Annotated in this window: 23 protein-coding genes; 9 read left to right on the top strand and 14 right to left on the bottom strand. The window is 37.1% G+C overall.

The genetic code is table 11. The features are described from left to right. The first annotated feature begins 88 nt into the window (after positions 1-88). Positions 89-958: an alpha/beta hydrolase gene (locus LF887_RS06675; RefSeq protein WP_236858065.1), complete on the top strand. Its 870-nt coding sequence runs from the start codon at positions 89-91 to the stop codon at positions 956-958. A gap of 125 nt (positions 959-1,083) precedes the next feature. On the opposite strand, the gene LF887_RS06670 is transcribed toward LF887_RS06675, so the two are convergent. The 3 genes from LF887_RS06670 to LF887_RS06660 all read right to left on the bottom strand — a co-directional run bounded on the left by LF887_RS06670 (position 1,084) and on the right by LF887_RS06660 (position 4,504). Continuing rightward, positions 1,084-1,779, bottom strand: a complete 696-nt coding sequence (locus LF887_RS06670) for a DedA family protein (protein WP_152291316.1) — start codon at positions 1,777-1,779, stop codon at positions 1,084-1,086. Positions 1,780-1,864: 85 nt separating this feature from the next. After that, complete coding sequence (gene prfB, locus LF887_RS06665; protein ID WP_236858064.1) at positions 1,865-2,977, bottom strand: peptide chain release factor 2; 1,113 nt, start codon at positions 2,975-2,977, stop codon at positions 1,865-1,867. Between the two features lie 168 nt (positions 2,978-3,145). Continuing rightward, complete coding sequence (locus LF887_RS06660; RefSeq protein ID WP_236858063.1) at positions 3,146-4,504, bottom strand: AAA family ATPase; 1,359 nt, start codon at positions 4,502-4,504, stop codon at positions 3,146-3,148. A 117-nt stretch (positions 4,505-4,621) separates the two neighbouring features. Here LF887_RS06660 and LF887_RS06655 point away from each other — a divergent pair, with 117 nt between their 5' ends. The 3 genes from LF887_RS06655 to LF887_RS06645 all read left to right on the top strand — a co-directional run bounded on the left by LF887_RS06655 (position 4,622) and on the right by LF887_RS06645 (position 7,113). Next, positions 4,622-5,524 carry an ABC transporter ATP-binding protein gene (locus tag LF887_RS06655; RefSeq protein ID WP_236858062.1) on the top strand — a complete coding sequence of 301 codons (903 nt, stop codon included), beginning with the start codon at positions 4,622-4,624 and terminating at the stop codon, positions 5,522-5,524. 2 nt (positions 5,525-5,526) lie between these two features. Further along, a complete protein-coding gene (locus LF887_RS06650; protein ID WP_236858061.1) occupies positions 5,527-6,372 on the top strand; it encodes an ABC transporter permease in 846 nt (281 codons plus the stop codon). A gap of 99 nt (positions 6,373-6,471) precedes the next feature. Continuing rightward, the gene (locus tag LF887_RS06645) at positions 6,472-7,113 is read left to right on the top strand and encodes a hypothetical protein (protein ID WP_236858060.1); all 642 of its coding nucleotides are present in this window, start codon (positions 6,472-6,474) and stop codon (positions 7,111-7,113) included. A 52-nt stretch (positions 7,114-7,165) separates the two neighbouring features. Here the strand turns inward: LF887_RS06645 and msrB are convergent, their stop codons facing one another. The 4 genes from msrB to LF887_RS06625 all read right to left on the bottom strand — a co-directional run bounded on the left by msrB (position 7,166) and on the right by LF887_RS06625 (position 9,639). Next, complete coding sequence (gene msrB, locus LF887_RS06640; protein ID WP_236858059.1) at positions 7,166-8,263, bottom strand: peptide-methionine (R)-S-oxide reductase MsrB; 1,098 nt, start codon at positions 8,261-8,263, stop codon at positions 7,166-7,168. Positions 8,264-8,280: 17 nt separating this feature from the next. Next, positions 8,281-8,730: a DUF417 family protein gene (locus LF887_RS06635; RefSeq protein WP_236858058.1), complete on the bottom strand. Its 450-nt coding sequence runs from the start codon at positions 8,728-8,730 to the stop codon at positions 8,281-8,283. Positions 8,731-8,809: 79 nt separating this feature from the next. After that, positions 8,810-9,022 carry a hypothetical protein gene (locus tag LF887_RS06630; protein WP_236858057.1) on the bottom strand — a complete coding sequence of 71 codons (213 nt, stop codon included), beginning with the start codon at positions 9,020-9,022 and terminating at the stop codon, positions 8,810-8,812. Positions 9,023-9,087: 65 nt separating this feature from the next. Then, positions 9,088-9,639, bottom strand: a complete 552-nt coding sequence (locus tag LF887_RS06625; RefSeq protein WP_236858056.1) for a sigma-70 family RNA polymerase sigma factor — start codon at positions 9,637-9,639, stop codon at positions 9,088-9,090. A 367-nt stretch (positions 9,640-10,006) separates the two neighbouring features. Between LF887_RS06625 and alaS the strand changes: the two genes are divergently transcribed. The 4 genes from alaS (at position 10,007) to LF887_RS06605 (ending at position 17,027) form a co-directional block, all read left to right on the top strand. Beyond that, positions 10,007-12,610, top strand: coding sequence for an alanine--tRNA ligase (gene alaS / locus LF887_RS06620; RefSeq protein WP_236858055.1), 2,604 nt, complete (start codon positions 10,007-10,009; stop codon positions 12,608-12,610). Positions 12,611-12,919: 309 nt separating this feature from the next. Continuing rightward, complete coding sequence (locus tag LF887_RS06615) at positions 12,920-15,244, top strand: hypothetical protein (RefSeq protein ID WP_236858054.1); 2,325 nt, start codon at positions 12,920-12,922, stop codon at positions 15,242-15,244. Between the two features lie 68 nt (positions 15,245-15,312). After that, on the top strand, positions 15,313-15,549 hold the full coding sequence (locus LF887_RS06610) for a hypothetical protein (RefSeq protein WP_236858053.1): 237 nt from the start codon (positions 15,313-15,315) through the stop codon (positions 15,547-15,549). An 8-nt stretch (positions 15,550-15,557) separates the two neighbouring features. Continuing rightward, positions 15,558-17,027, top strand: a complete 1,470-nt coding sequence (locus LF887_RS06605; RefSeq protein ID WP_236858052.1) for a M20/M25/M40 family metallo-hydrolase — start codon at positions 15,558-15,560, stop codon at positions 17,025-17,027. Between the two features lie 60 nt (positions 17,028-17,087). Here the strand turns inward: LF887_RS06605 and ilvA are convergent, their stop codons facing one another. The 7 genes from ilvA to folP all read right to left on the bottom strand — a co-directional run bounded on the left by ilvA (position 17,088) and on the right by folP (position 25,604). Continuing rightward, positions 17,088-18,347 (bottom strand): threonine ammonia-lyase IlvA, encoded by a 1,260-nt coding sequence (ilvA, locus tag LF887_RS06600; RefSeq protein ID WP_236858051.1) that lies wholly within the window; start codon positions 18,345-18,347, stop codon positions 17,088-17,090. A gap of 14 nt (positions 18,348-18,361) precedes the next feature. Further along, positions 18,362-19,408: a ketol-acid reductoisomerase gene (ilvC, locus tag LF887_RS06595; RefSeq protein ID WP_236858050.1), complete on the bottom strand. Its 1,047-nt coding sequence runs from the start codon at positions 19,406-19,408 to the stop codon at positions 18,362-18,364. A gap of 41 nt (positions 19,409-19,449) precedes the next feature. Further along, positions 19,450-19,731: an ACT domain-containing protein gene (locus tag LF887_RS06590; protein ID WP_236858049.1), complete on the bottom strand. Its 282-nt coding sequence runs from the start codon at positions 19,729-19,731 to the stop codon at positions 19,450-19,452. 17 nt (positions 19,732-19,748) lie between these two features. Next, entirely contained in the window at positions 19,749-21,470 is a 1,722-nt protein-coding gene (gene ilvB / locus LF887_RS06585; protein WP_236858048.1) for a biosynthetic-type acetolactate synthase large subunit, read from the bottom strand. 10 nt (positions 21,471-21,480) lie between these two features. Next, positions 21,481-23,160, bottom strand: a complete 1,680-nt coding sequence (gene ilvD, locus LF887_RS06580) for a dihydroxy-acid dehydratase (protein WP_236858047.1) — start codon at positions 23,158-23,160, stop codon at positions 21,481-21,483. A 361-nt stretch (positions 23,161-23,521) separates the two neighbouring features. Further along, the gene (gene ilvE, locus LF887_RS06575; RefSeq protein WP_236858046.1) at positions 23,522-24,394 is read right to left on the bottom strand and encodes a branched-chain-amino-acid transaminase; all 873 of its coding nucleotides are present in this window, start codon (positions 24,392-24,394) and stop codon (positions 23,522-23,524) included. Between the two features lie 358 nt (positions 24,395-24,752). After that, entirely contained in the window at positions 24,753-25,604 is an 852-nt protein-coding gene (folP, locus tag LF887_RS06570; protein ID WP_236858045.1) for a dihydropteroate synthase, read from the bottom strand. A gap of 283 nt (positions 25,605-25,887) precedes the next feature. On the opposite strand from folP, the gene LF887_RS06565 reads away from it, so the two are divergent. Beyond that, positions 25,888-26,454: a DUF1599 domain-containing protein gene (locus tag LF887_RS06565; RefSeq protein ID WP_236858044.1), complete on the top strand. Its 567-nt coding sequence runs from the start codon at positions 25,888-25,890 to the stop codon at positions 26,452-26,454. The last annotated feature ends 1 nt before the right edge of the window (position 26,455 follow it).

The following is a 26,455-nucleotide window of genomic DNA, read 5'->3' as shown; positions in this document are numbered from 1 at the left end:
TATTTAATTCTGTTTTTTAATAGTTTGTACCATAATAATTTTACTTCCCTAAAATCAAAGAATTTGTTATTTTCACTACATTTGATCTATGAAAAAGCTCATTCTCAGGTATCATTTTTTCGTTATGGGATCTATATCCTTTCTTTTGCAGTCATGCAATACGAAATTCCGGGTTTGGGTAGGTCCCGGAGGCCAGCAGAAAATCTATAACTTAAAATACGGAGAGCATAAAAAGCAGAGAATGGATGTTTTTCTTCCCAAAGACTATCCCGAGGATTCTCCGGTTGTTCTTATCGTGCATGGTGGGGCGTGGACTCTGGGAAATAAAGAACATATGATTCAGATTCAGAAAATGCTCTTTGATAATAAGATTCCCAGCATTAATATGAATTACCGCCTGGTTTCTGCCCGCAAGGAAATCACGTACAAAAAGCAGCTTGAGGATATCGGTTTGGTGATTGATAAATTCAATTCTTTGGCTGAGAAAGCTGAACTTCACCCCAACAACTATATTATTCTGGGAGAAAGTGCCGGTGGACATCTTGCTCTGCTCTATGGCTACCAGCATCCGGAGCAGATCAAAAAGATCATTTCTCTAAGTGCCCCTACAGATTTTTACAGTCCTGAATATCTTGATTCTTTTTACTCAAGATATACTTCCCCCACAGTCCAAAAAGTAGTAGGAAGCAAATTTGACCGGAAAAACATATCTGAAGCCTTTAAAGAAGCAAGCCCTACTGCCAATATTACGAATGTTCCCACGCTGTTATTTCAGGGAACCAATGATATTCTGGTGAACCAGCATCAGGGTTTAGCAATGGACTCAGCACTTACCCGTCTGAATGTTCCCCACAAGCTTATCTTTATGAAGAGAACCGGGCATGCTCCAAGATTTTTCAGTAAAAGAAAAAGAGACAGTATTATTTATCCCAACATTCTGGATTGGATAAAAAAATAAAACCTGTTCAAACATACTCCTGGTCTTTAGCCACTAAAGAGCATTTTTTATTATTACTCTCAATTAGAACAAAAAAGGCTGTCTCACTATTGAAACAGCCTCTATATTTTTGGTGTAATTACTTTTTATTCCAGGTCTTTATCTTCGTATTTAGAGAAATCCTCTTTTTTTCCGAAAACAAATTTGAAGATTACCGGAAGCGTTGTTACCAACACAATCACAATAATGATGTACTCCAGTTTTTCTTTCAGATTGATTCCAAACTGCTCCATGAATAATTTATCAAGGTAATGTCCTGCAAAGATCAAAATAAATGACCATAAAACAGCTCCGATAACATTATCTCTTAAAAACTCTTTCTTATCCATTTTTACAATTCCTGCAACAATTGGAGTAAAGGTTCTTACAACGGGTAAGAATCTTGCCATAATGATGGCTAAAGCCCCATGTTTTTCAAAGAAATCATGAGCCTGATAAAGGTATTTTTTCTTGAAAAGCATTGAATCTGGTCTTTTATACAAAGCCGGTCCTGCTTTTCTTCCAAAATAATACCCTACTTCATTTCCGATAATAGCAGCAAGCGCTACACCTGATGCAAGGATAGTGGTATCCAGAAAATCACTTCCTGTAGAACCAAAAGTCTCTTTGATGATTTCAACGGCATAAATTCCTGAAACAAACAGGAGTGAGTCTCCGGGAAGAAAGAAACCTACAAAAAGGCCCGTTTCAGCAAAGACAATAAATAATATAAGCCAAAACCCTCCCATTTTAATATAAAACTCAGGGTTTAATAAATCCTTCCAACTATTGAAATCTTCCATATATATCGATGAACAACAAAAATAAGTCTAAAATACCTGAAACAAAAATTAATTATAAGATTTTAACTAAAAATCCTATGATATTTTATAGATCCAGGTCATCATCCGAAACTGCCGTCCCATCGGCCATCAGGAAAGCTTTCAGGAAAGGGGTAATATTCCCGTTCATTACAGCATCCACATCTGATGTTTCATGACCTGAGCGTACATCTTTTACCAATTTGTATGGATGCATTACGTAGTTTCTGATCTGACTTCCCCACTCGATTTTCATTTTGTTGGCTTCAATTTCAGTTCTGGCCTTCATACGCTCTTCCAATTCCATTTCATATAGTCTTGAACGAAGGAGCTGCATTGCTTTTTCTTTATTCTGAAGCTGAGAACGTGATTCTGAATTTTCAATGATAATTCCTGTTGGCGCGTGTCGAAGACGTACAGCAGTTTCCACCTTATTTACGTTCTGACCTCCGGCTCCGGAAGATCTCATGGTTTCAAATGATATATCGGCAGGGTTGATATTAATTTCAATAGTATCATCTACCAATGGATATACGTATACGGATACAAAACTGGTATGTCGTTTTGCATTACTGTCAAAAGGGGAAATTCTTACCAAACGATGTACACCATTCTCTCCTTTCAGATAACCAAAGGCATATTCACCTTCAATTTCAAGGGTAACTGTTTTTACTCCGGCTACATCACCTTCCTGAAAGTTAAGCTCACGGATCTTATAGCCCTGCTTTTCTGACCACATTGTATACATTCTCATCAGCATGGAGGCCCAATCACAGCTCTCTGTACCACCAGCTCCGGCAGTAATCTGAAGAACAGCAGAAAGCTCATCTCCTTCATTGGAAAGCATATTCTTGAATTCAAGATCTTCAATTTTTTCTAATAACTGGGGGAAGGTTTCATCCAGTTCTTTTTCAGAATCCGGATCTTCTTTAGCAAAGTCAGCCAACACCTGCAGATCTTCAAACTGTGTCTGAATCTCATCGTATCCTTCTACCCATTTTTTCTTGGAACGAAGCTGTTTTAGGAAAGCTTCAGCAATTTTAGGGTTATCCCAAAACTCAGGAGCTGCCGTTTTTTCATCATCATTGGCTATTTCAATCTTCTTTTTTTCAATCTGAAGATATCTGTGTAAATCTTCAATTCTGGATTGAACATCTTTTATCTGGTCGTTGTTGATCACGAATTTTTCTTTTTACAAAAATAAGGATTTCTTTTAGAGTGGAAAGCAGAAAATAGAAAGCGGAAAATTGAAAGTTAAAAGCTGAGTAATAAAATTCAAAAAAACAATTTCTCTAAACTTAACCTCATCATTTTCAATTTTTAACTGTCAATTTTTTATTTTTAATTATCAACTCTTCCCTTCTTCTTTCGCATCATTATGATGAAAACCAATTTCTCTTGTTGGTTCTTCTACAGCTTTATAAGTATCCAGTTCGTTTTTCAGGGCCTGTATTCTAAGGCGGAATTCATCAAAATTATTAATAATAACATCCGCCAAGAACCTGGCCACCTGATCAAGGTATTCTTCAGTAAGTTTTCCTCCGGCATCTCTTAAAGCAGCATTCAGAAGGTTCTGATCTATTTTAAGCTTTTCATTTTTTGTTCTCTGGTAAAGATTTTTAATCCGTTTTTTCAGACTTTGGGTGAAGTCGATCAGCATGGTATTGCTGAAGGCTTTCATTTTAGAAGCGATGTCATGCCAGAAAGGAACTTTGTCAGCTTTATTGTTCTTTAGTATTTTATAAAGCAGAGAATCTTCTTCAAGGCCTTTTGTCATGGCATATAAAATAATTTCTGAACGCTCTCCGGCATTGGGAGGAAATATAGGAATCAGCACATCAAATCTCCCTGGAGCCAAAATTTCTTCATCAATTTCCGAAACGGAATTGGCAGAACCTACCATGAGTACTCCCTCTTTTTCAAATTTCCCGATATAATGAAGAATAAGCTCCTGAGCTTCGAGATTACATGACGTAATATCGTTATCAGATCTTCTCTGCATCATAATTTCATCAAAATCATCAAGGAAAAGCAGTACTTTGTTTTCCTTCATCATGGTTAACAGGAAATCACTGAAATTAATCTCATTACCATCAACCCAAGATGTTCCCAGATAATGTTTTTTGACTTCTTTAAACTGATATCCGATAATCTCGGCAATTTTGTTTGCCCAAAAAATTTTCCCGCTTCCCGGTGGACCATAAAGGATAATTCCCGCAGGCTTATTGATTCCCCAATCTTTAATCTGCTGAGGATTCAGAAAAGGTTCCAGTAGGGTGGAGGTATAAAAGAACAAGTCTCTGTATCCTATAAAATCTCTCTTTTGCAAACTGGTCTGATGGCCAAAATAGTCATAGACAAATTTATAGTTTCCGCCCAGTTTGTTATCGATCCCATAGCTCGAAATCGAAGACTTAAAGAAGCCATTATCAAAAATATTGAGGTTGTTATCTTTAATTGCTTTTTCAACTTTATCTTTAGGCTGATTAATGACTTCAGCAATCTGCTCCAGTGTTTTATTTTTGTCCAGGTCCTTTTCATACAGTCTCAAAAAATCTACATTTTCACGGGCAAATTTTTCAAAATCCTCTTTTACATCAAAGTTTGTACTCATACAGTCTACCAATTCAAGATCAAAATCTTGTATAAACTGTTTAATGGCTTCTGCAGAAACTTTCAATTCTTCTGCCAGTTCAATTAACTTCATAACTGTTGATTAATTCTATCAAATTTAATGTATTTATCATTAAATGTAAATTGATTTATGATAATTATTGTAACATTTTCTAATTTACATAGACTACTACTATGTAAAACAAATTACATGGAAAAAATTTTATCAGTAAAGAATCTGACAAAAAAATTCAAAAGAGTGGTTGTCAATAATATTTCTTTTGACGTAGAAAAAGGGAATGTCTACGGACTTCTGGGTCCCAATGGCAGCGGAAAATCCACAACCTTCGGGATGCTTCTTTCCACAATCAATCCTACCAGTGGAGATTGGTTTTGGTTTGGCAAAAAAGGAACAGATCCTGAAACGTTAAAAAGAATCGGAGCAATTATTGAACAGCCCAACTTCTATCCTTATTTAAGTGCTGAAACCAACCTTAAAATCGTTGCTGAAATTAAAAGTGTTTCTTATTCCAGGATTGAAGAAGTGCTGAAAGTCGTTAATCTGTATGAAAGAAGAAAAGATACCTTCAAAACTTATTCTCTGGGGATGAAACAGCGACTTGCTATTGCTTCTGCCCTGTTGAACAATCCTGAAGTCTTAATTTTAGATGAACCAACAAACGGGCTGGATCCTGAAGGAATTATCCAGATCCGTGACATCATCAACAATATTGCTAAACAAGGGATTACGATTATCATTGCAAGCCACCTTCTTGATGAAATTGAGAAAATATGCAGCCATGTTATTGTATTAAAAGAAGGAAACTCAATTTATTGTGGAAGAGTGGACGAAATGACCGCGAATAATGGATATTTTGAATTAAAAGCAGACAATAATGCATTGCTTTTAAGCACCTTGAATGAACTTCAATGGTTTACATCTATTAACCAGACAGGAGATCTGATAAAAGCCCAGATACGTGATGATGCATCGATTTCAGCTTCAGCCTTGAATCAAAAACTAGCAGAAAAAGGGATTTTTCTATCTCATTTAACAAAGAAAAAAATGTCTCTTGAATCTCAATTCCTTGAACTTGTAAAAAACACCAATTAATCATGATAAAACTATTAAAATTAGAATACTATAAAAACCTGAATTACAAACCATTCAAGGTTTTCACAATACTCTATTTTGCCATTCTTATTGCATTGCTTTTTATTGGGTTGGTGGATTTTGATCTTTTTGGAGGAACCATTAATTTAAAAGAACAGGGGATTTATAATTTTCCTGAAATATGGAATTTCACCACATGGATTGTTGCTTTATTGAAAATTTTCTTAGGGTTGATCATTGTTTTTTCAATTTCACAGGAATTCAGCAACCGGATGTTTAAGCAGAATACCATTGACGGATTGAGCAGAAAAGAATTCATCACTTCAAAATTGTTGACAATCGGGATTTTCACCATTGTTTCTACCCTCATTGTATTTGCTCTTACAATGTTTCTAGGATACAAATATTCGAACACCAAAGAATCTGCAAAGGTTTTTGGAGAGATTTTCTTTATTGGAAATTACTTTGTAAAGCTGTTTACGTTCTTCTGTTTCTTAATGTTCCTTTCTATTTTACTCAGAAAATCTGTTTTTGTATTTCTTGCTCTTTTCGTTTTCTGGATTGGTGAGGGAATATTGACAGCCGTTGAAGTATACACAAAAGTAAGTGGAATGCAGGGTCCGCAAAGAAATGAGATACTGCAAAACGATTTTTTTGTGACCCATCTTCTGCCTTTAGAAAGTATGTCAAGCCTTATTCCTAATCCTATGATGAGATTAAATATGGTAAAAATGATGGGTGTAAAATATGAATTCCACTACCCTACAGAAAGTTTAATTGCCTGTTTGGTATGGTGTGCTGTTTTTATCTTCGGATCTTACTGGATTTTGAGAAAACGTGATTGGTAAGCTATTCTCAAATAATAAAGATAATTCTAAAAAAGTGGTTCATTTCGGATCACTTTTTTGGCTTAATATTTTCATTCAGTTGAAGTAAAAACACTAACCGTGAAAAAAATATACTACGTTCCGGGACTGATCAGCGCTGTTCTTATTCCTATTTTATTCTGGTATTATGGAAATCAGAAGTTTGAACAAATTAATATCTCTGTTATAGATATCGGACTTCCGATAAAGTTAGACAAGAATAAGAAAAATTATGATTATACCTTTGAATCAATAAGAAACTGGAATTACAAGAAAATAAAAGTAGCTCCGGGTAGGGCTGATCAGGACTCAAAGTCATACGTTTCTGAACTAAAAAACCTTCAGAAAAGAAACATAAAGGAATCTGGCATTGAGTTTATCTTAGGACAGCATAATACATATGGTGATTTTGTATCTATTTTGAATGATCTGCATATAGCCCGACAGGAGGAATATGCCATTGATATGGATAAAACAGGGAACATATTTGCTGTTTACAGCTATAAGGATCCTAATGCTGAACAACCCGAATATGAATGCTTACTTTGTAATGATACAATAGATTTGACAGCATCAAGTGTTGACACTTTTGAATCGCCTATTTATGGAAAAATCTTCAATGCTTTCACTTCTTTTCCAAAAGAGGCGTGTTATATTATTTTCGGATTTCTGATATTTCTGAATATCTCCATGCTAAGCATTAAAGAAAGATTTCAAATGTGATATTTCACCAGTCCAAAATAAAAGGCTGCCAAATGGCAGCCTTCCTTTCAAATTACTTTTTATCTAACAACGGAAGATATTTTCCGTATCCTTTGTTCTCCATCTCTGCTTTTGGAATAAATTTCAGGGAAGCACTGTTGATACAATAACGAAGACCTCCTTTATCTGCAGGACCATCCGTAAAGACATGGCCTAAATGGGCATCTCCGGTTTTACTTCTTACCTCTACTCTATCCATTCCATGCGTACGGTCCAGTTTTTCGTCAATCAAACTTTTCGTAATCGGTTTTGAAAAGCTTGGCCACCCGCAACCGGATTCGAACTTATCTGTGGAAACAAATAAAGGTTCACCCGTTGTGATATCTACATAGATTCCTTCACGGGTTTCATTCCAGTATTCATTTTGAAAAGCTCTTTCCGTACCGTTTTCCTGAGTAACGTTATATTGTTCCGCCGTCAGTTTCTCTTTTAGAACCTTCTTATCCTGTTTATGATAAGCCGGCTTAGGAAGTGGATTAGCCTTTTTGGCCATTTCAAAAAGTCCTGGTTCAATATGGCAATACCCTCCCGGATTTTTATCCAGATAATCCTGATGATAATCTTCTGCTCTATAGAAATTTTTCAATGGAATAGTTTCGACCACCACTGGTTTACTATAGCTTTTTGCTAACTTCTGAACTTCATCTTTCACAACGCTTTCAGCTGTTTTATCGGTATAATAAATTCCTGTTCTGTATTGATTTCCTCTGTCATTTCCCTGCTGATCTTTGCTGGTAGGATCGATTGTTTTAAAATACAGATCAATCAGCAGTTTCAAATCAACCTGTTCAGGATCATATTTCACTTTTACTGTTTCTGCAAAGCCTGTCGTATGGCTTACCACTTCTTCATAAGTTGGGTTTTGAGTATTTCCGTTGGCATATCCTACCTCTGTTCCTACTACTCCGCGAATCTGTTGAAAGAAATGCTCTGTTCCCCAAAAACATCCACCTGCAAAATAAATTTCTTTAACGTTTTTATTATCCATAATTTCCTCTTTTTCCTTTTTCACTTCAACTTGCCCTGGCTTGTTTTGCTTGAAAAGCCCCGACCCTGCAGCAAAGGCTGCTATACCCAGAATGATTCCGAGTACAATTAATATATTTTTCATATTTAGCTTTTTATTCATTATTTATTATCTTGAACAATCATTAATCCAAATCCTAAAAGCATCAGATCTTTTAAGATAAAAAAGTCCGTTACAGGAACTCCATCTACTACCTTCCATATTCCCGGGGTGGTAAACAGATAGCTTAGTGTCACCAGAAAAGTAACTATCATTCCTATTCCTGCATACTTCTTTAGTACAGCAAATTTCGCACTAAATATCAGTAATAAGGCAATGATAATTTCTATCGTTCCGATAAGGTTTGACACTGTCTGACCACTGAGTACTTTATATACGAAAAACGTGAGAAAATGGTTTTCTACCAGAGGTTTTATAGATGCTGCCTCAGTAGGTGTAAATTTGAAAATTCCTATCCAGAGTAATATAAGAGCTGCTCCGAAAAGCGAGATATAATATCCTGACCTGGATAGTAATTGATTTTTGCTGAACGCGTTTGTTGATCCGACCATATTTTTAAGATTTTGAATGAATACTTTGTTGTTTTCAAAAGTATAGTCGGGGCAATTTCAAAATCCTGACAAAATTTTCTTAAAAATTTAATTTATCAATCATTTTATTTTTAAAATCCTGAATTTCAGACTCATTTATTTCAGTTTTCTTTTCAGAAAATGTCTTTTCAAAAATCTTATCCAGTACTTTCAATTTTTCATTGTACATCTTGCACCATTTGCAGATCATCAGGTGCAGGCTCAGCATCCGGTTTTCTTTCGCAGAAATGGATTGGGCATTACGTTTTTCCATCAGCAGAGTTGCCTCGCTGCAGGGTAAAAACAATATATGTAGAATCTTTTTTATCATTTCACTTATCATCTTGAAAACCAGTTGAACTCCAGGCATTCTCTCAGCTGCATCCGGCTTCTTTGAAGAATCTTCCAAAGGTTAGTCGTTGAAACATTCAATTCCTGACTTACTTCCGGTGCTTTTTTTTCTTCGATGTAATACATTTTTAACAGGATTTTCCATCTGGCGGGCAATTCTTCAATACATTCTTCCAATGTTTTGTTAAAATCATGATTGTCCAAAAGTTCAGTTTCTGTTCCTGATACATTCCAGTCCTTCAGAACATCATTACTCTTCCATGATCCTGTTTCATCAAAAAAATGATCGAGTCTGATGTTGGTTTCAGATTTATATTTTTTCCTGTAAAAATCAGCAACTTTTCTGTTGAGAATAGCCATCAGCCATGTTAAAGGCTGGCTTTTTCCTTCAAAAGAATCATAGGCAGAATAGGCAGCCAGAAAAACGTCCTGAACTACATCCTGTGCATCTTCTTTATTAGAAAGTACATACAGTGCTTTCTTTAAAAGTGGTCCTGAATATAGCTCTATCCAGCTTTTCAGCGTCTCATTTTTCATCATCGGGCGACTGATTTTATCTTATTCAGATCATAACGAAGATAATAAGTTAAATGGAGATGAACAAAAAACATTCGGGGTACTAATGGTTTTTAACATTATAGCAGATTTTACTATTGGAAAAGGCAAAGGCATAAAAAATTTCAGATAATAAGAATGTTTTTAAAGCGTAAAGAAATGATTCAAAAAACTTTGCGTCATTATGTTTTTTTAAAAAACAATGCGAATATATTCATTGCTACAGAAACTATTATAGGTAATATTTGGCGAATCAACCTTGAAAATGTCAAATATTAGACATTAAATCACCTAAAAATCTTAAATTTGCATCTTATCAAAATTTGATATTAAAAAAAGCAAAAGCAATACTATGACATCACAAGAGATACGTCAAAAATTTTTAGATTATTTTAAAAGTAAGGAGCACCTTATCGTTCCTTCAGCTCCTATTGTGCTGAAAGATGATCCTACCCTTATGTTTTCCAACTCAGGAATGACGCAGTTCAAGGATTTTTTCCTGGGCTACAAAACTCCTACCGCCCCTAGAATTGCCGATACACAAAAGTGTCTTAGGGTTTCAGGGAAGCATAATGATTTGGATGATGTGGGTAGAGATACTTACCACCACACTATGTTTGAAATGCTAGGAAACTGGTCTTTCGGGGATTACTTCAAAAAAGAGGCTATTGCTTTTGCCTGGGAATTACTTACTGAAGTATACGGAATTCCAAAAGACAATTTATATGTAACGATTTTTGAAGGTGATGCTTCTGAAAACCTAGACAGAGACCAGGATGCTTACGATTTCTGGAAATCTCATATTTCTGAGGACAGAATCATCAACGGAAATAAGAAAGATAACTTCTGGGAAATGGGTGAAAGCGGACCATGCGGGCCGTGTTCAGAAATCCATATTGACTTGAGAACGCCAGAAGAAAAAGCCAAAGTTTCAGGGCTTGAACTGGTTAATAATGACCATCCTCAAGTGGTGGAAGTATGGAATCTGGTTTTCATGGAATTCAACAGAAAAGCAGATAAATCATTAGAAAAACTTCCTGCTCAGCACGTGGACACAGGAATGGGCTTTGAGCGTCTTTGCATGGCACTTCAAGGAAAATCATCCAACTATGATACGGATGTTTTCACTCCATTGATTGCTAAGGTGGAAGAACTTTCCGGTAAGAAATACACAGGAATCTTAGAAGATGAAAAGGATATTGCTATCCGTGTAGTGGTAGACCACATCAGAGCGGTTTCTTTTGCTATTGCAGACGGGCAGCTTCCTTCAAGCGGAGGTGCAGGTTATGTGATCAGAAGAATTTTAAGAAGAGGAATTTCCTATGCTTACAGATTCTTAGGAATGCAGGAACCTTTCCTTTATAAATTAGTTGCTGTTCTTCAGGAACAAATGGGTGAATTCTTCCCGGAACTGAAAAAACAGGGAACTTTGGTGACTGAGGTAATTAAAAGTGAAGAAGAATCTTTCCTTAAAACTATTGAAACGGGTCTGATCAGAGTTGAAAAATTAATTCAGCAGACTATTGCAGATAATCAGAAAGTCTTACCCACTCCTGAAGTATTCGAGTTGTATGATACTTATGGTTTCCCGGATGATTTGACAAGAATTATTGCAGAAGAAAAAGGGTTAACGATTGATGAGGAAGGATTTAAAGCTGAAAGAGAAAAGCAAAGAAAGCGTTCTCAGCAAGATTCTGCTCAGAAAGTCTATGACTGGGTAAATCTTGAAGATAAACCTGAAACATTTGTAGGATACGACCAGACAGAATCTGAAACGTATATTACAAGATACAGAAAGGTAGAAAACAAAGACGGCGAATTTTATCAGGTGGTATTAAGCAGCTCTCCGTTCTACCCTGAAGGAGGTGGACAGGTTGGAGATCACGGAGTATTGGAAAATGCTTCTGAAAGCGTTGAAGTACTGGAGACTAAGAAAGAAAACGGATTGATTATTTCATTAATCAGCGGTCTTCCAAAAAATCCGGAAGCGGTTTTCAATGCTAAAGTAAATGCTTCTGAAAGAAAGAACTCTCAGGCCAACCACTCTGTAACTCACCTTCTGCATGAAGCACTAAGGGATGTTTTAGGAACTCACGTAGAACAGAAAGGTTCTTATGTAGGTCCTGATTATCTTCGTTTCGACTTCTCTCACTTTAATAAAATGACGGAGGAGGAATTGGCTTTAATTGAAGAAAAAGTAAATCATAAGATCAAAGAAAGTATTGCTTTACAGGAATTCAGAAATATTCCTATCCAGGAAGCTCTGGATAAAGGAGCGATGGCTTTATTTGGTGAAAAATACGGTGACAGTGTGAGAATGATCCAGTTCGGAAGTTCAAAAGAACTTTGCGGGGGAACTCACGTAAAAAACACCAGCGAAATCGGTCATTTCAAAATTACTTCCGAAAGTTCTGCTGCTGCAGGAATCAGAAGAATTGAAGCGATTTCAGGTGATCAATCTGAAGCATATTTCAAAAACCTTGAGAAGCAGATTTCTGAACTTTCTCAATTGCTGAAATCTAAAGATGTTGTAAGATCTATAGAAAAACTGATTGATGAGAATGCTTCATTAAGATCTGAAGTGGATGCTCTTAAAAAGGAAAAAGCTAAAGGGGAAATCGGAGAATGGAAGAATGCTTATGAACAGAAAGGCAATAAACAGCTTCTGGTAAAGAAAACTTCTCTGGATGCAGGTTCTGTAAAAGATATCGTATTCCAGTTAAAAAGAGAAATCCCTGCTTCAGTAACCATAATCCTATCTGATGCGGACGGAAAACCTATGATTACTGTAGGTGTTTCTGATGATCTTGCAAAGGATTATCAGGCTGGAGCTATCGTAAAAGATCTTGCAAAAGAAATCCAAGGCGGAGGCGGAGGAAATCCCGGCTTTGCAACAGCAGGGGGTAAAAACCTTGACGGATTGGAAAATGCTTATCAAAAAGCTTTAGCACTTTAAGAATAGAAAAAATTCTTTTAAAATATTGAAAACTCCTGAATATAATCTATTTGGGAGTTTTTTTATTCAAAATCTGCTCTAAATACAGAAAGACTATCTAGATATTCTTCAAGGCTGTATTAACTTTAATGCATCATTAAAATCTCACATTAGAAGATTAGATTAAATCAATGTTATACTCTGTTAAAAACTTTTCCAACACAATAAATATTATTAATTTTGAACTAGTTTTTTTACATGAAAAGGGGTTTACTGTTATTATTTTTTCTGATCTGTTTTTTGGGGTTTTCACAATCAAAAATAAAAGTTGTGGATGACACCAGTCAAAAACCTGTATCTAATGCCAAAATTTCCTGTGACAACAAGGTTATCGGCTATACCAATGAACAGGGTATTTTGGAATTTAAAACAGGGTGCAAAACCATAGAGATTGACGCTGACTCTTATCAGAAAGAAACCGTTGCACCGGAAAGCAGCATGGAAGTAGCGCTCGTCAAAAAAACTTCAATAACAACTGCTATTGAAGCAATAGTCATTGAGGATAAAAGTGACCCCAGAGCTTTGGAAATTTTAAAAAAAGTAAACAAACTATTCAATGAGAATTCTCCAAAAAGTTTAGGTTCCTATGCCTATAAATCTTATGAAAAAATTTCCCTGGATATTGATGAGGACAGCATCTCTCAGTTTCAGGAGTATTTCAATGACTTAAATCTTTTTAAGAAAAAAAGAGAAAAAGACTCTCTTAATAATATTACCGCAAGAAGGATATTTTCAAAGAGTAAACTTTTCCTTTGGGAAAGAGCGCAGGAGTTTCTGTACTCCAGAAAGTATGGTGAAAAGATTAATATTCTGGATAACAGGATCTCAGGTCTGAGACAGCCTATTTATGAGATGATTGCCCTTCAGCAAAGTAACAGAGATGTAGTTCCTGAACAGGTAAAACCGGAAAACAGAGGACTTTACAGATTTTTTCTGTCTGATACTATTGAGCTGGACGGAAGAAAAAACTTCGTAATCCGCTTCCGCGAAGTGAATTATAAGAATCCTGACAGAAAAAGAAAATACAATGGAGCCATCTATGTAGATACGGAAACCTACGGAATCAAAAAAATAGAAAACTTCAGCAAAAATAAGAACGACGGGATTATTACCAGTACCTGGGTATTCTACAATAACAAATGGTTCCTTGCTCACGAAAAAGCAAAGCTTAAGATGGGTAAAATGGCCATGGGCGATAAAGACCGGCTCAACAAAAAAGATAAAAACAGCTTTGGCACCTATGCCTTTCTGACATCTAAATATTTTGATTTTGAATCCCCTATTGAAGAAAAGGCTAAAGACTTTAAAGGGTATACCTTCTCAGTAAAAAGTATTGACGGGCATTCTCTGGATAAATACAGAACTGATCCTCTTACCAGCAGAGAGCAAAATACCTATAAAACAATAGACAGTTTAGGAAAAAAGTATAATATAGACAGTAAGGCCCAGATCTTATCCGGATTACTGAACGGGCAGATCAGAGTACGCTCTGTAGACTTTGCTGTAGATGAAATTGTGAATTACAACTCTTATGAAGGGTTCAGACTAGGATTAAAGGCAAAAATCAATGAAAATTTCAATCCCTATTTTTCTCCGGATTATTATTTTGCCTATGGTGTGAAAGATAGAAGATGGAAGTATGGAATGGGGCTGGATGTGAAAACTACCTTGGAAAAAAATTCAATCTTCAGATTTGAATTGTATGATGATGTAACGGCTTCGGGAGAATTCAACAGAAAGCTGTGGAATTTTAAAATGAGAATGATGAATTTCGGTAATAACCTGAACAATGACCGGTATTTCCACTTCAAAGGGGCCTCATTATCTTATATGAATGATGTAACGAATGGTCTGACCTTAGCCTTTGCAGCAAGAAGAAATATTGAAGAGGCTGAGTTCGACTACCAGTTCAGAGACCGAGGTACTTCCTATAAAAATTTTAACACATTATTTACGTTAAAATATTCTCCGAATTCCACCAATATTATGACTCCACAGGGAAAATCTCTGATCGATCAGAAATATCCTGAGCTTTATTTTAATTATGAGCAGAGTTATAAAATGCTTGGCGGAGATTTTAATTATTCCCGTTTTGATGTCCTTTTTGTTCATAATTTCAAAACGCCAATCGGAACTACCGGTTTCAGGTTATATGGAGGGGCTGTTTTAGGCCAGGCTCCAATCTGGAAAAACTTTACCATGAACGGACTTGCTTCTCCTGGCAAAGACTTTAATTTTAACCTTACCTCTTATCTTGGTTTTGCAACGCTGGAGGGCGGTAAATATTATAATGACAAATTTATAGCCTATTATTTCACTCACAAACTTCCCTTGTATTTTAAAAGCTTTGGACACAATGTTTCAAGTTTTGATTTTGTATTCAGGGGAACTATCGGAGATATGAAGCACCCGGAATATCATCAGTTTAAATTCAGAAAACTTGATCATCTGTATCAGGAAGTAGGTTTGGAATGGAACAATTTCCTGTCCAGCTATTTTAATCTGGGATTATTCTACAGAGTAGGCTATTATGCAACTCCTAATTTCAAGCAGAACTTTGCCATTCAGTTTAAGCTGAAGTTTTTGGAATTTTAATGTTCGGGTGAAGACAAATCTTTAGTTTTAAAATAGCATTCAACGACAATATATATATTAAAAAGAATATGCAGAAAATCGAAATCAAAGCAGAACAGTTTTTTGAATTATTAAGATTAAAAGACACTCCGATGTGGGAAATTTTCTCACAGATGATCGATGGAAATGAAAAGGAAATCATCTTTTTAGATCATGAAGATAAGATCCTTTTTAATTATGTTTTACCTTCCAACCCGGAAAAACTGGAAGAAGACAGAAAGGAATTTTCAAAACAGTTTTCAGAGAAATTGGCTAACTTCAATTAAAATTTTCAATGAATAAAAATTATGTTTTTTCTCTGCTGAGCCTTTTCTTATTTACGCTCGGAAATGCTCAAAATTATAAAAAACCATTGGTTTCCGCGATCAAAGAGTCTGACCTTCGTACAGATATGTACCAACTAGCAGCAGATTCTTTCTGGGGTCGTGAAGCAGGAACGCTGGACGAGCTGAAAGTTTCAATGTGGCTTGCTGATAAAGCTAAGGAAGCGGGAATGAAACCTGCCGGAGATAACGGAACGTTTTTCCAGTTTTTTGATATGTACAGACATCAGATCATTCCTCAAAGCAGTCTGAAAATTGGTGATCAAAATCTGAAATTATGGAAAGATTTCCTTGTTGCGGAACCTGTAAACGCTTCTATAGATTCGGAAATCATCTATGCCGGAACTACTGAACCAGAGGATCTTTCCAAATTGAATATCAAAGGAAAAGTTCTTGCTGTAAATGCTTCTGATAAAAATATTTCGAAAGATATGACTCTTTTCGTAAGAAGATATCCTGGGTTTGTAAGAACAAAATATTATAATAAAGCTTCTGAGCTGGGTGCCAAAGCAATCATCTTCATTACGGATGATATTTCTGAAAAAAGCTGGGTAGAAATACTTCCTCAAATGACAAGAGGCAGCTATGGCGTGGAAGGTTTACGAGAAAAGATCACTAATAATCTTCCTGTACTTTGGATCAAAAGAGAAAATGCAGGCTGGGTAAAAAACAATCCTAAAGTTTCTTTGAACCTGATTACAGAAAGCTACAAATACCCTTCTGTGAACATTATCGGAAAAATAGAGGGTACAGATCCTGTTCTTAAAAAGGAATATGTTTTATTAAGCGGACACCAGGATCATGACGGGATAAGACATCCTGTAAAGAATGATACCATCTATAACGGTGCTGATGATAATGCCAGCACGTGTGTCGCAATGCTCGCTATGGCAAGAGCTTATAAAAAACAGCCTGGAAAAAGAAGTATTTTATTTGTTTTTCATGGTGCTGAAGAAAGAGGTTTACTGGGTTCCAGATGGCACGCAGCACATCCTGTTGTTCCGAAAGAAAATATTGTAGCTGTTTTGAATGGGGATATGATCGGTAGAAATGATAATAATGAAGCGGCTTTACTGGGAGGAAATACTCCACACAAAAACTCTGAAGAGCTTGTGAAAATGGCTGAAGATGCCAATAATGAAAGTACAAAATTTAAATATCTGAAAGACTGGGACTCTCCCAGCCATGCGGAATATTTCTACTTCAGAAGTGATCATCTTCCTTATGCTAAAATCGGGATTCCTTCTATATTCTTCACCAGCGTATTGCATGACCAATACCATACACCACAGGATGAATCTGAAAACATCAATTACAAAAAGCTTTATAAAATGACAGAATGGATGTACAGAACATCCTGGAAAGCAGCTAATGAAACTGAGCGTCCGAAAATCATTCCGAATTTTACACTTGAAAGATAAATAATAAAAAAGCTTCACAAATTGTGAAGCTTTTTTCATCTTAAAATGCCTGAATTAAATTTAAATAAGTAAATTCATTAAAGACGGATCATTGTTGAGATAATTGACAAAAAAATCATACTTTTTCATTTTATCAATCAATGGAGTAAAGTCCAGGTTTTGTTTCAATGCAATACCTACGACTGCTATTCCTTTTTCTTTTGAATTCTTTTGGGTATATTCAAAATAGGTAATATCATCATCAGGCCCCAGAACATCCATTACAAAGGTTTTCAAAGCACCGGGACGCTGCGGAAATCTCACCAGGAAATAATGTTTCAGGCCGGCATGCAACAGGGCCTTTTCTTTAATCTCCTCCATCCGGGTAATATCATTATTGCTTCCGCTTATGATACATACTACATTTTTTCCTTTTATTTCCTCTTTATATTTTTCCAAAGCGGCTATTGATAAAGCACCAGCAGGTTCTACGACTATCGCATCTTTATTATATAATGAAAGAATGGTTTCACATACGAGCCCTTCATCTACAGTTACTATATCTGAAAGTACATTTTTGCAAAGCTCAAAAGTTATCTCCCCCACCTGCTGTACTGCCGCACCGTCTACAAATCTGCTTATTTTGTCAAGAAGTACAGGTTTCCCTTTCTCCATTGCCTTTTTCATACTTGCAGCAGCTGAAGGTTCTACGCCTATAATTTTAGTTTGTGGTGACAAAATCTGAAATACTGAGCAGATTCCCGCAGCCAGCCCGCCTCCGCCAATAGGAACGAAAATATAATCTACAGGTTCTTTTGTCTGTTCCAGAATTTCTATTCCTACTGTGGCCTGCCCTTCAATAATGGCAAGATCATCAAACGGATGAATGAATACGCCGTTTTTTTCACTGCAAAATCGCATCGCTGCATCTTTTGCTTCATCAAAAGTATCTCCGTAAAGAACAATGTTAATATAATCTCCACCAAACATTTTTACCTGCTCCAGTTTTTGCCCGGGAGTAGGCAGAGGCATGAAAATAGTTCCTTTCACTTTCATTGTGCTGCATGCAAAAGCTACTCCCTGAGCATGATTTCCCGCACTGGCACAAACGACTCCTTTCGCAAGACTTTCAGAAGATATTGAAGCCATCTTATTATAAGCACCTCTTATTTTGTAGGATCTTACCTGCTGGAGATCTTCTCTTTTAAAATTTATTTTCGCTTCATAAATGAAGGAAAGGTTATTGTTGGCAGCTAAAGGAGTTTTTACAACTACATTTCTAAGTCTTTCCTCTGCTTTACAGACATTCTCCAACATAGAGGAATATGTTTCTATTTTCATCTTTTTAAGGTGGATTAATTATTTTCGGGTCTGAGACTTCGTACGGTCTTTCCTGCTTTCCACATTTCGCTGTCTCTCAATTCAGTCAATTCTACTTCCAGCTTTTCTCTGTAATCCGGTTTGCTGTTACTGTCTATGGAACGCTGGGCTTCGTTCCCTTTTGCTACATTATCATACAACTCTTCAAATAAAGGAGAGGTAACATCTCGGAAGCGTTTCCACCAGTCCAGTGCTCCTCTTTGGGCCGTTGTACTGCAGTTGGCATACATCCAGTCCATTCCGTTTTCAGCAACTAATGGCATAAGGGACTGCGTAAGTTCTTCAACGGTTTCGTTAAAAGCTTCAGAAGGGCTGTGTCCGTTTTTTCTCAATACATCATATTGTGCAGCAAATATTCCCTGTACTGCCCCCATGAGAGTTCCACGTTCTCCGGCAAGATCACTGTATACTTCTTTTTTAAAATCGGTTTCAAATAAATAGCCGCTGCCTATTGCAATTCCAAGTGCGCTTACTCTATCTCTTGCTTTTCCTGTAGCATCCTGATAGACTGCAAAACTGCTGTTCAGTCCTCTGTTCTGAAGAAACATTCTTCTCAATGAAGTTCCTGATCCTTTGGGAGCTACTAAAAACACATCCACGTCTGCAGGGGGAACAATTCCTGTACGCTCATTAAATGTAATCCCAAAACCATGGGAGAAATACAATGCTTTTCCGGGGGTAAGATGCTGTTTCACTTTAGGCCAATATTCAATCTGGGCTGCATCACTTAAAAGATAGCAAATGACTGTTCCTTTTTCCAGTGCTTCTTCAATTTCAAATAGTGTTTCACCTGGAACAAAACCGTCTGCCACTGCCTTATCCCAGGATTTAGAGTTCTTTCTCTGTCCTACAATTACATTAATCCCGTTATCTTTCTGATTAAGAGCCTGCCCCGGCCCCTGAACTCCATATCCGATAACGGCTACTACCTCATTTTTTAATACTTCCTGAGCTTTTTCCAATGGGAACTCTGCTCTTGTTACTACGTTTTCTTCAACTCCTCCAAAATTCAATTTTGCCATTTTCTTATTTTTATTTATTATGTATTTTATTTATTGTATTCTTAGCTGGCACATTCTATTGCCGTGAAATGTGGATTTTTATGATAATGAACTTCCAATACATCCACCTGTTTTTCCATCTGTCTGGTAATCTTCTGAACTGATTCTTCTGTTTCTCTTATCACAATTACAAACTTTTTGACCTGCTCTGTGTCAGACGGTCCCACATTAAAGTTCACCATAGAGATTCTCCTTCTTGAAAAAATAGCATTGATCCTGCTGATCAACCCCAGGTAATCTTCTGTATATGCCGTGATGGTATATTCTTTATTTTCTGTTCTCATCTTTTTCTTTTTTTAATCTATTTATTAACCAGTACAATTTCTGAAACACTTTTCCCCTGTGGGATCATCGGAAATATATTATGTTCTTTTCCTGTCATCACCTCCAGAAGGAAAGCTCCCTTATGAGCAAGCATTTTCTGAAGGGCATTTTCCAGGTCTTTTCTCTGGGAAACTTTATTTCCTTCAATGCTGTATCCTTTTGCCACCTGTACAAAATCCGGACTCTGAATATCTACAGACGAATATCTTTCTTCATGAAAGAGTTCCTGCCACTGTCTTACCATTCCCAGATAGCAGTTATTAAGAATTAAGATTTTAACATCGGGGCGGTACTGCATGATAGTTCCCAACTCCTGAATATTCATCTGCGCTCCCCCATCTCCCATAATAGCAATGACGGGACGGTTCTTTTCTCCATATGCCGCACCTATTGCTGCGGGAAGACAGAATCCCATTGTACCCAATCCTCCACTTGTAATATTGGTTCTGGAATGTTTAAAGCGAGAATACCTGCAGGCGGACATCTGGTGCTGTCCTACATCTGTAACAATCACCGCTTCGCCTGCGGTCATCTCATTGAGGCAACGGATTACCTCTCCCATCGTAATCTCTCCTTCTAAGGGATATAATTCTTTACTGATCAGGCTGGTATCTTCAATTTCAAAACAGTATTTGAACTTCTGATGCCATTCGGAATGCTTTCTTTCTCTGATCAAAGCTGTAAGAAGCGGCAGGGTTTGCCTGCAGTTTCCCAATATCGGTACATCTGCTTTTACATTTTTATCAATTTCTGCTTTGTCAATATCCAGATGAATGATCTTTGCCTGTTTTGCATACTGGTCCAATCTTCCTGTAACTCTGTCATCAAAGCGCATTCCTACTGCAATAAGGACATCACATTCATTGGTAAGCACATTGGGACCATAATTTCCGTGCATCCCTACCATCCCTACCGACTGTGGATGATCAGTGGGAATAGCACTCATTCCTAAAACCGTCCATGCCACTGGAATTCCTGATTTTTCTGCAAACTGCAAAAATTCTTTTTCTGCTTTCCCCAGCATAATTCCCTGCCCGGCAATAACAAAGGGCTTTTCTGCATGATTAATGAGGTTTGCTGCTTTTTCTATACTTTCTGTGCAGGGAGCAGGATCGGGTTTATAGCTTCTTATTGACTGGCATGGAGAATATCCTTTGTATAGGATATGCTGCAACTGGGCATTTTTAGTTACATCAACCAGTACTGGACCCGGACGCCCTGATTTTGCGATGTAGAAAGCTTTAGCCAGTACTTCAGGAAGTTCATTAGCGTCAGTCACCTGATAATTCCATTTGGTAACAGGGCTCGTCACATTCATCACATCAATTTCCTGAAAAGCATCTGTTCCTAAAAGATGCTCAAAAACCTGACCTGTAATACATACCAAAGGAGTATTATCCAATAAAGCATCTGCTAATCCTGTGACAAGATTTGTGGCTCCGGGCCCGCTGGTAGCCAATACCACTCCTACTTCTCCTGATACTCTTGCCAATCCCTGCGCTGCATGTACAGCTGCCTGCTCATGGCGCACCAGAATATGCTCCAGTTTTCCATGATAGTCATAAAGTGCATCGTAAATGGGAATAATGGCACCTCCCGGATATCCAAAAACTGTTTTTACGCCTTCCTGCAAAAATGCTTCCAGTATGATCCTGCTTCCGCTCATTTCTGTGTTGGCAGATTTATTTAAATTCTCCATGATATTGTGATTATGAGATTTCATCCGTTACACAGCCTTCAGCAGCTGATGATACAGTTAATGCATATTTGTAAAGCAGTCCTTTCTTTACTTTAAGGGAAGGTTTTTGCCATCCCTGTTTTCTTCTTTCAATTTCTTCTTCTGAAACTTTGAGCTGTATCGTATTGTTGACTGCATCTATTTCGATCAGATCGTTATTTTCTACAAAGGCAATCAGGCCTCCTTCGTAGGCTTCCGGTGTAATGTGTCCCACTACAAAACCATGTGTCCCTCCGCTGAATCTGCCATCTGTAATCAAAGCAACACTGCTTCCCAGCCCTGCACCAATCAAAGCGCTGGTTGGTTTCAGCATTTCCGGCATTCCGGGGGCTCCTTTGGGGCCTTCATTTCTGATGACAATAACGTCTCCATACTGCACTGTTCCATCCTGAATTCCTCTGATGAGGTTTTTCTCACCGTCAAATACCCTGGCTTTTCCTACAAAGCGTTCCCCTTCTTTTCCTGTGATCTTGGCCACACTTCCCTTTTCAGCGAGGTTACCATAGAGTATTCTTAAATGCCCGGTTTCTTTTACAGGTTTTGAAAGAGGTCTTATGATCTTCTGCTTACTAAAATCCAGATCCGGAATATTCTGCAGATTTTCAGCTAATGTTTTTCCGGTGACGGTCAAACAATCACCATGTAGTAATCCTTCTTTTAAAAGGTATTTCATTACCGCCGGCACTCCTCCGTGTTCATAAAGGTCCTGCATAAGGTATTTCCCACTTGGTTTAAGGTCTGCCAAAACAGGCGTACAGTCGCTCATTTTTTGAAAATCATCCTGATCCAATGGTACTCCCACACTTTTTGCCATCGCTATAAAATGTAACACTGCATTGGTACTTCCTCCAAGAATAACAATCATACGAAGTGCATTTTCAAAAGCTTTGCGGGTCATGATATCAGATGGTTTGATATCTTTTTCCAACAATGTTTTCAGGTATTTCCCGACCTCCCGGCATTCTTCGTGTTTTTCTTTGCTTAAAGCCGGATTGGAAGATGAATAAGGAAGACTCATTCCCAATGCTTCTATTGCTGAAGCCATTGTATTGGCTGTGTACATTCCGCCACAGGCTCCGGCACCGGGACATGAGTTTTTAATAACTCCATTAAAGTCTTCTTCGGAAATTTCTCCTGCTATTTTTTTTCCTAAGGCTTCAAAAGCAGAAACGATATTCAGTTGTTCTCCTTTATAGCATCCGGGAGCTATAGTTCCGCCATACACCATAATAGAAGGTCTGTTCAGTCTTCCCATAGCCATAATGGTTCCCGGCATATTTTTATCACAACCTGGCAGCGCAATCAATCCGTCATAATACTGTGCTCCGCAGATGGCTTCAATACTGTCGGCAATTACATCGCGGCTTACGAGTGAATAACGCATTCCGTCTGTTCCATTGCTCATTCCGTCACTCACTCCAATGGTATTGAATATTAACCCTGCCAATCCATGTTCCCATGTTCCCTTTTTTACCATTTTCGCAAGATCATTAAGGTGCATATTACAGGTGTTCCCGTCATAGCCCATACTGGCAATACCGATCTGAGCCTTATGCATATCTTCTTCTGTAAAACCTATTCCGTAAAGCATGGCTTTGGCGGCGGGCTGTTCACTATTCTGAGTGAATGTTTTTGAATATTTATTTAACATATTATGCTGCTATTTCTTTTTTATTTCTTTAAAATCCGGCTCTTTTTATCTTATCTCTTTATTCCCTCGAAGGCTGAACATCTTGTCTGCTGGATCTGAATCACTTCAATGATATGCATTCCCAGTTTATCAGATCTTTTGGCAATCTCATCCCTTCTCTGTATTCAGTTTCCCATTCCTCCCTATGGAACCAAAAATTTTAACTTTTACGAAATTCATAAATGAAGTTTTTACTTAATTTTGGTCCAAAGCTACAGTTTGCAATATCTTTTCATTTTCAAATCTTCTGAAAACTACAATACTCAATCATTTGAAAAACGAACCTATCAATCTGATAATTAAATATTTATATTTTAAAAATTTACAATGACAGAACTCTTACCAGTTTTGAATAAGCCTGCTGTACTTTGTTACTTACTGTATCTTCCCAGTTTCTTGTAAAAGGAATATCATCCAGTGAGTCTAATGCAACAATTTCGGCAGCTGTTCCACAGAAAAACCCCGCATCAGCTCCCTGCATTTCTTCGGATGTAAAGAACTTTTCCTGAACAGGAATATCTAATTCATCACAGATTTCAAAGACCGTCTGTCTCGTAATCCCGGGAAGAATACTTCCTTTTGCAGGTGTAAAGAGTACTCCGTCTTTTTCGTAGAATACATTGGCTCCGGAGCTTTCAGCTACATACCCGTTTTCATCCAATACAAGAGCCTCATCATAGCCTTTATCTTTTGCATCCTGACAGGCCAGAATAGAGTTTACGTAATGTCCTCCCACTTTAGCCTCTACCTTAAAAGCCTTAGGATTGGGCCGCTGAAACTCTGAAGTCATGATTTTCATCTTATCAGCCAGATATCCGTTACTCCATTCCCAGGCTAAGAGGGAGAGGTAAGATTTTTTTCCTTTTGAAAGGGACATATTCGGGGAACAAGTTACTAACGGGCGAATGTAAGCGTCTGTGAAACCGTTGCGGTCTAACAGTTCATAAGTAAGCTCAGTAAGCTGTTCTACGGAATAATTGAACGGAATATGCATCAGCTCTGCTGATCTTTTAAGTCTTTCATAGTGTTCTTCTGCTTTAAATATTCTGGTTCCGTGTTCTGTAGAATAGGATTTAATACCTTCAAAAACAGAATATCCATAGTGAAGTGATTGTCCGTAGAGATCTGTTCCTGCCTCACTGGCTTTCATGAAATTTCCGTCAAAATAGATGACAGTGTTGTCGTTGTAGTACATATTATGGGGTTAAAATTTAACAATAAGGAATAAAAAAAGCCCTCTCACAGTGTGAGAGGGCTCAATATAGGTATGATCATACACTATCCTTCTCACAGACGCAAGGGAATAATAATGACGATAATAATTACGTTTAGTAACTGATACATATTCTGTACAAATAAAAAATTAAAAACAAAAAAAGCCGTTTCAAATATGAAACGGCTTGTATATAATTTAAATTAAAAATCTATTTTAAAATGCCGTTTCCCTACTGTTATCAATGACAACAGCAATAATAGAAATGACAATACTATTTTTCTGATTCGTAAAATTCATGTTGCAAATGTATAAACTTTTTAAATACTCACAAGTTTTTTTAACACTTTTTATTTTTTTCGCAAAATTCTATCAGAGTTTTCTTTGCTTCTGCTACATCGTGAACCCTCAGAATTTTGGCTCCCTGCTCCAGTACTTTCAGGTGAAGTTTCTGGGTTTCATCGTTGATATCCAGAGGGGATTTTCCGAGAGGTTTATAGATAAAAGATTTTCTGGAAATTCCTATCAGTAAAGGAAGTCTTCCAAATCCAAGATAGTTAACTTCGTTAATCATTTTCATCTGATCTTCCACTGTTTTTCCAAAGCCAAAACCGGGATCAAGAATGATATCATTCGCTCCTTTTTTCAGCAGTATATTAACCTTTTCAGAGAAATATCGATTGACCTCAAGGGTGATGTCTTCAAACCGGATTTTATGATGCATGGTTTCGTAAGAAGGGTTGATATGCATAAGAATGTAAGGCAGCTTTGTTTCTGCCACTGTATCAAACATTTTATCGTCATACTGACCGCCAGAAATATCATTAATGATATCAATTCCCTCGTTAAATCCAAACTTTACGGTCTCAGCATAAAATGTATCAAGAGAAACCAATACGTCCGGAAATTCTTTTTTAATCTGAGAAATGATATTTCCAATCCTGCCGACCTCTTCTCCACTGCTCAGAAATTCTGCATTGGGACGTGTAGACTGGGGGCCAATATCGATAATTTCGGCACCGTCTTTCAATAATTTTTCCGCTTGTTTCAATGCTGAACTTTCATTATTGAACTTCCCCCCATCAGAAAAAGAATCGGGTGTAAGGTTGAGGATTCCCATAATCTTTGGAGTATCAAGCTGTATTAAACGGCCGTTGCAATTGAGAGAGTGAATTTGGGAGTTGGAAGACATAAATTGATAATTGATAATTGATCGTACAAAATTAAGAATTTGCGCTGTGTATTGGTATATTTATGTATGATGTATTTAAAATAGATTATTGAGGAAACTGGGCAAAGAGATATGAGATAAGAACTGCGTAAACAGTAATTCACAATTTTAAAATCTGGGAAGCTAACCCCGCATCTCAGAACTTATCGGTCATTACCTCTACAACCATAATCCTTTTAAACTCTCTGTTTTCAGCTTAAAAATTTAAAACCGAATTCGTATATTTGGAAGATTAAGAAAGTTTATGCTAAAAACGTCAGTACAATTCGAGAAAGTTATCAGTGAGTGTCGTGATCTTTTCGGTAAAAAGTTACAGGATTACGGTGCAGCCTGGAGGGTTTTAAGACCAAGTTCCATTACGGATCAGATTTACATTAAAGTCAATAGAATCCGTACGCTTCAGATGACCGATAAAAAGATGGTAGATGAGAGTGAGGAAGATGAATTTATCGCAATTGTCAACTATTCTATCATTGGGCTTATCCAGCTTGAAAAGGGGCTTTCCAATGATTTTAATGAAAATAAAGAAGAAATATTAAGTCTTTATGACAAGTATGCCCATGAAGCTAAGGCTTTAATGGAAAGAAAAAACCATGACTACGGTGAAGCATGGAGAGATATGAGAATTTCTTCGATCACTGATCTTATTTATCAAAAAGTATTAAGAACGAAGCAGATTGAAGACAATCAGGGGCAAACTATTGTTTCCGAAGGTCTTGATGCCAATTATTTTGACATGCTGAACTATGCTGTTTTCTGTCTGATTAAGTTCTCTGAAAAAGATAATCAATTCCAACCCAAAACTATTTAAC

The organism is Chryseobacterium sp. MEBOG06 (genome assembly GCF_021869765.1).
Lineage (GTDB): Bacteria > Bacteroidota > Bacteroidia > Flavobacteriales > Weeksellaceae > Chryseobacterium.
Note: the sequence above shows the minus strand (reverse complement) of the source record. Positions and strands in the feature narration are given on the sequence as shown.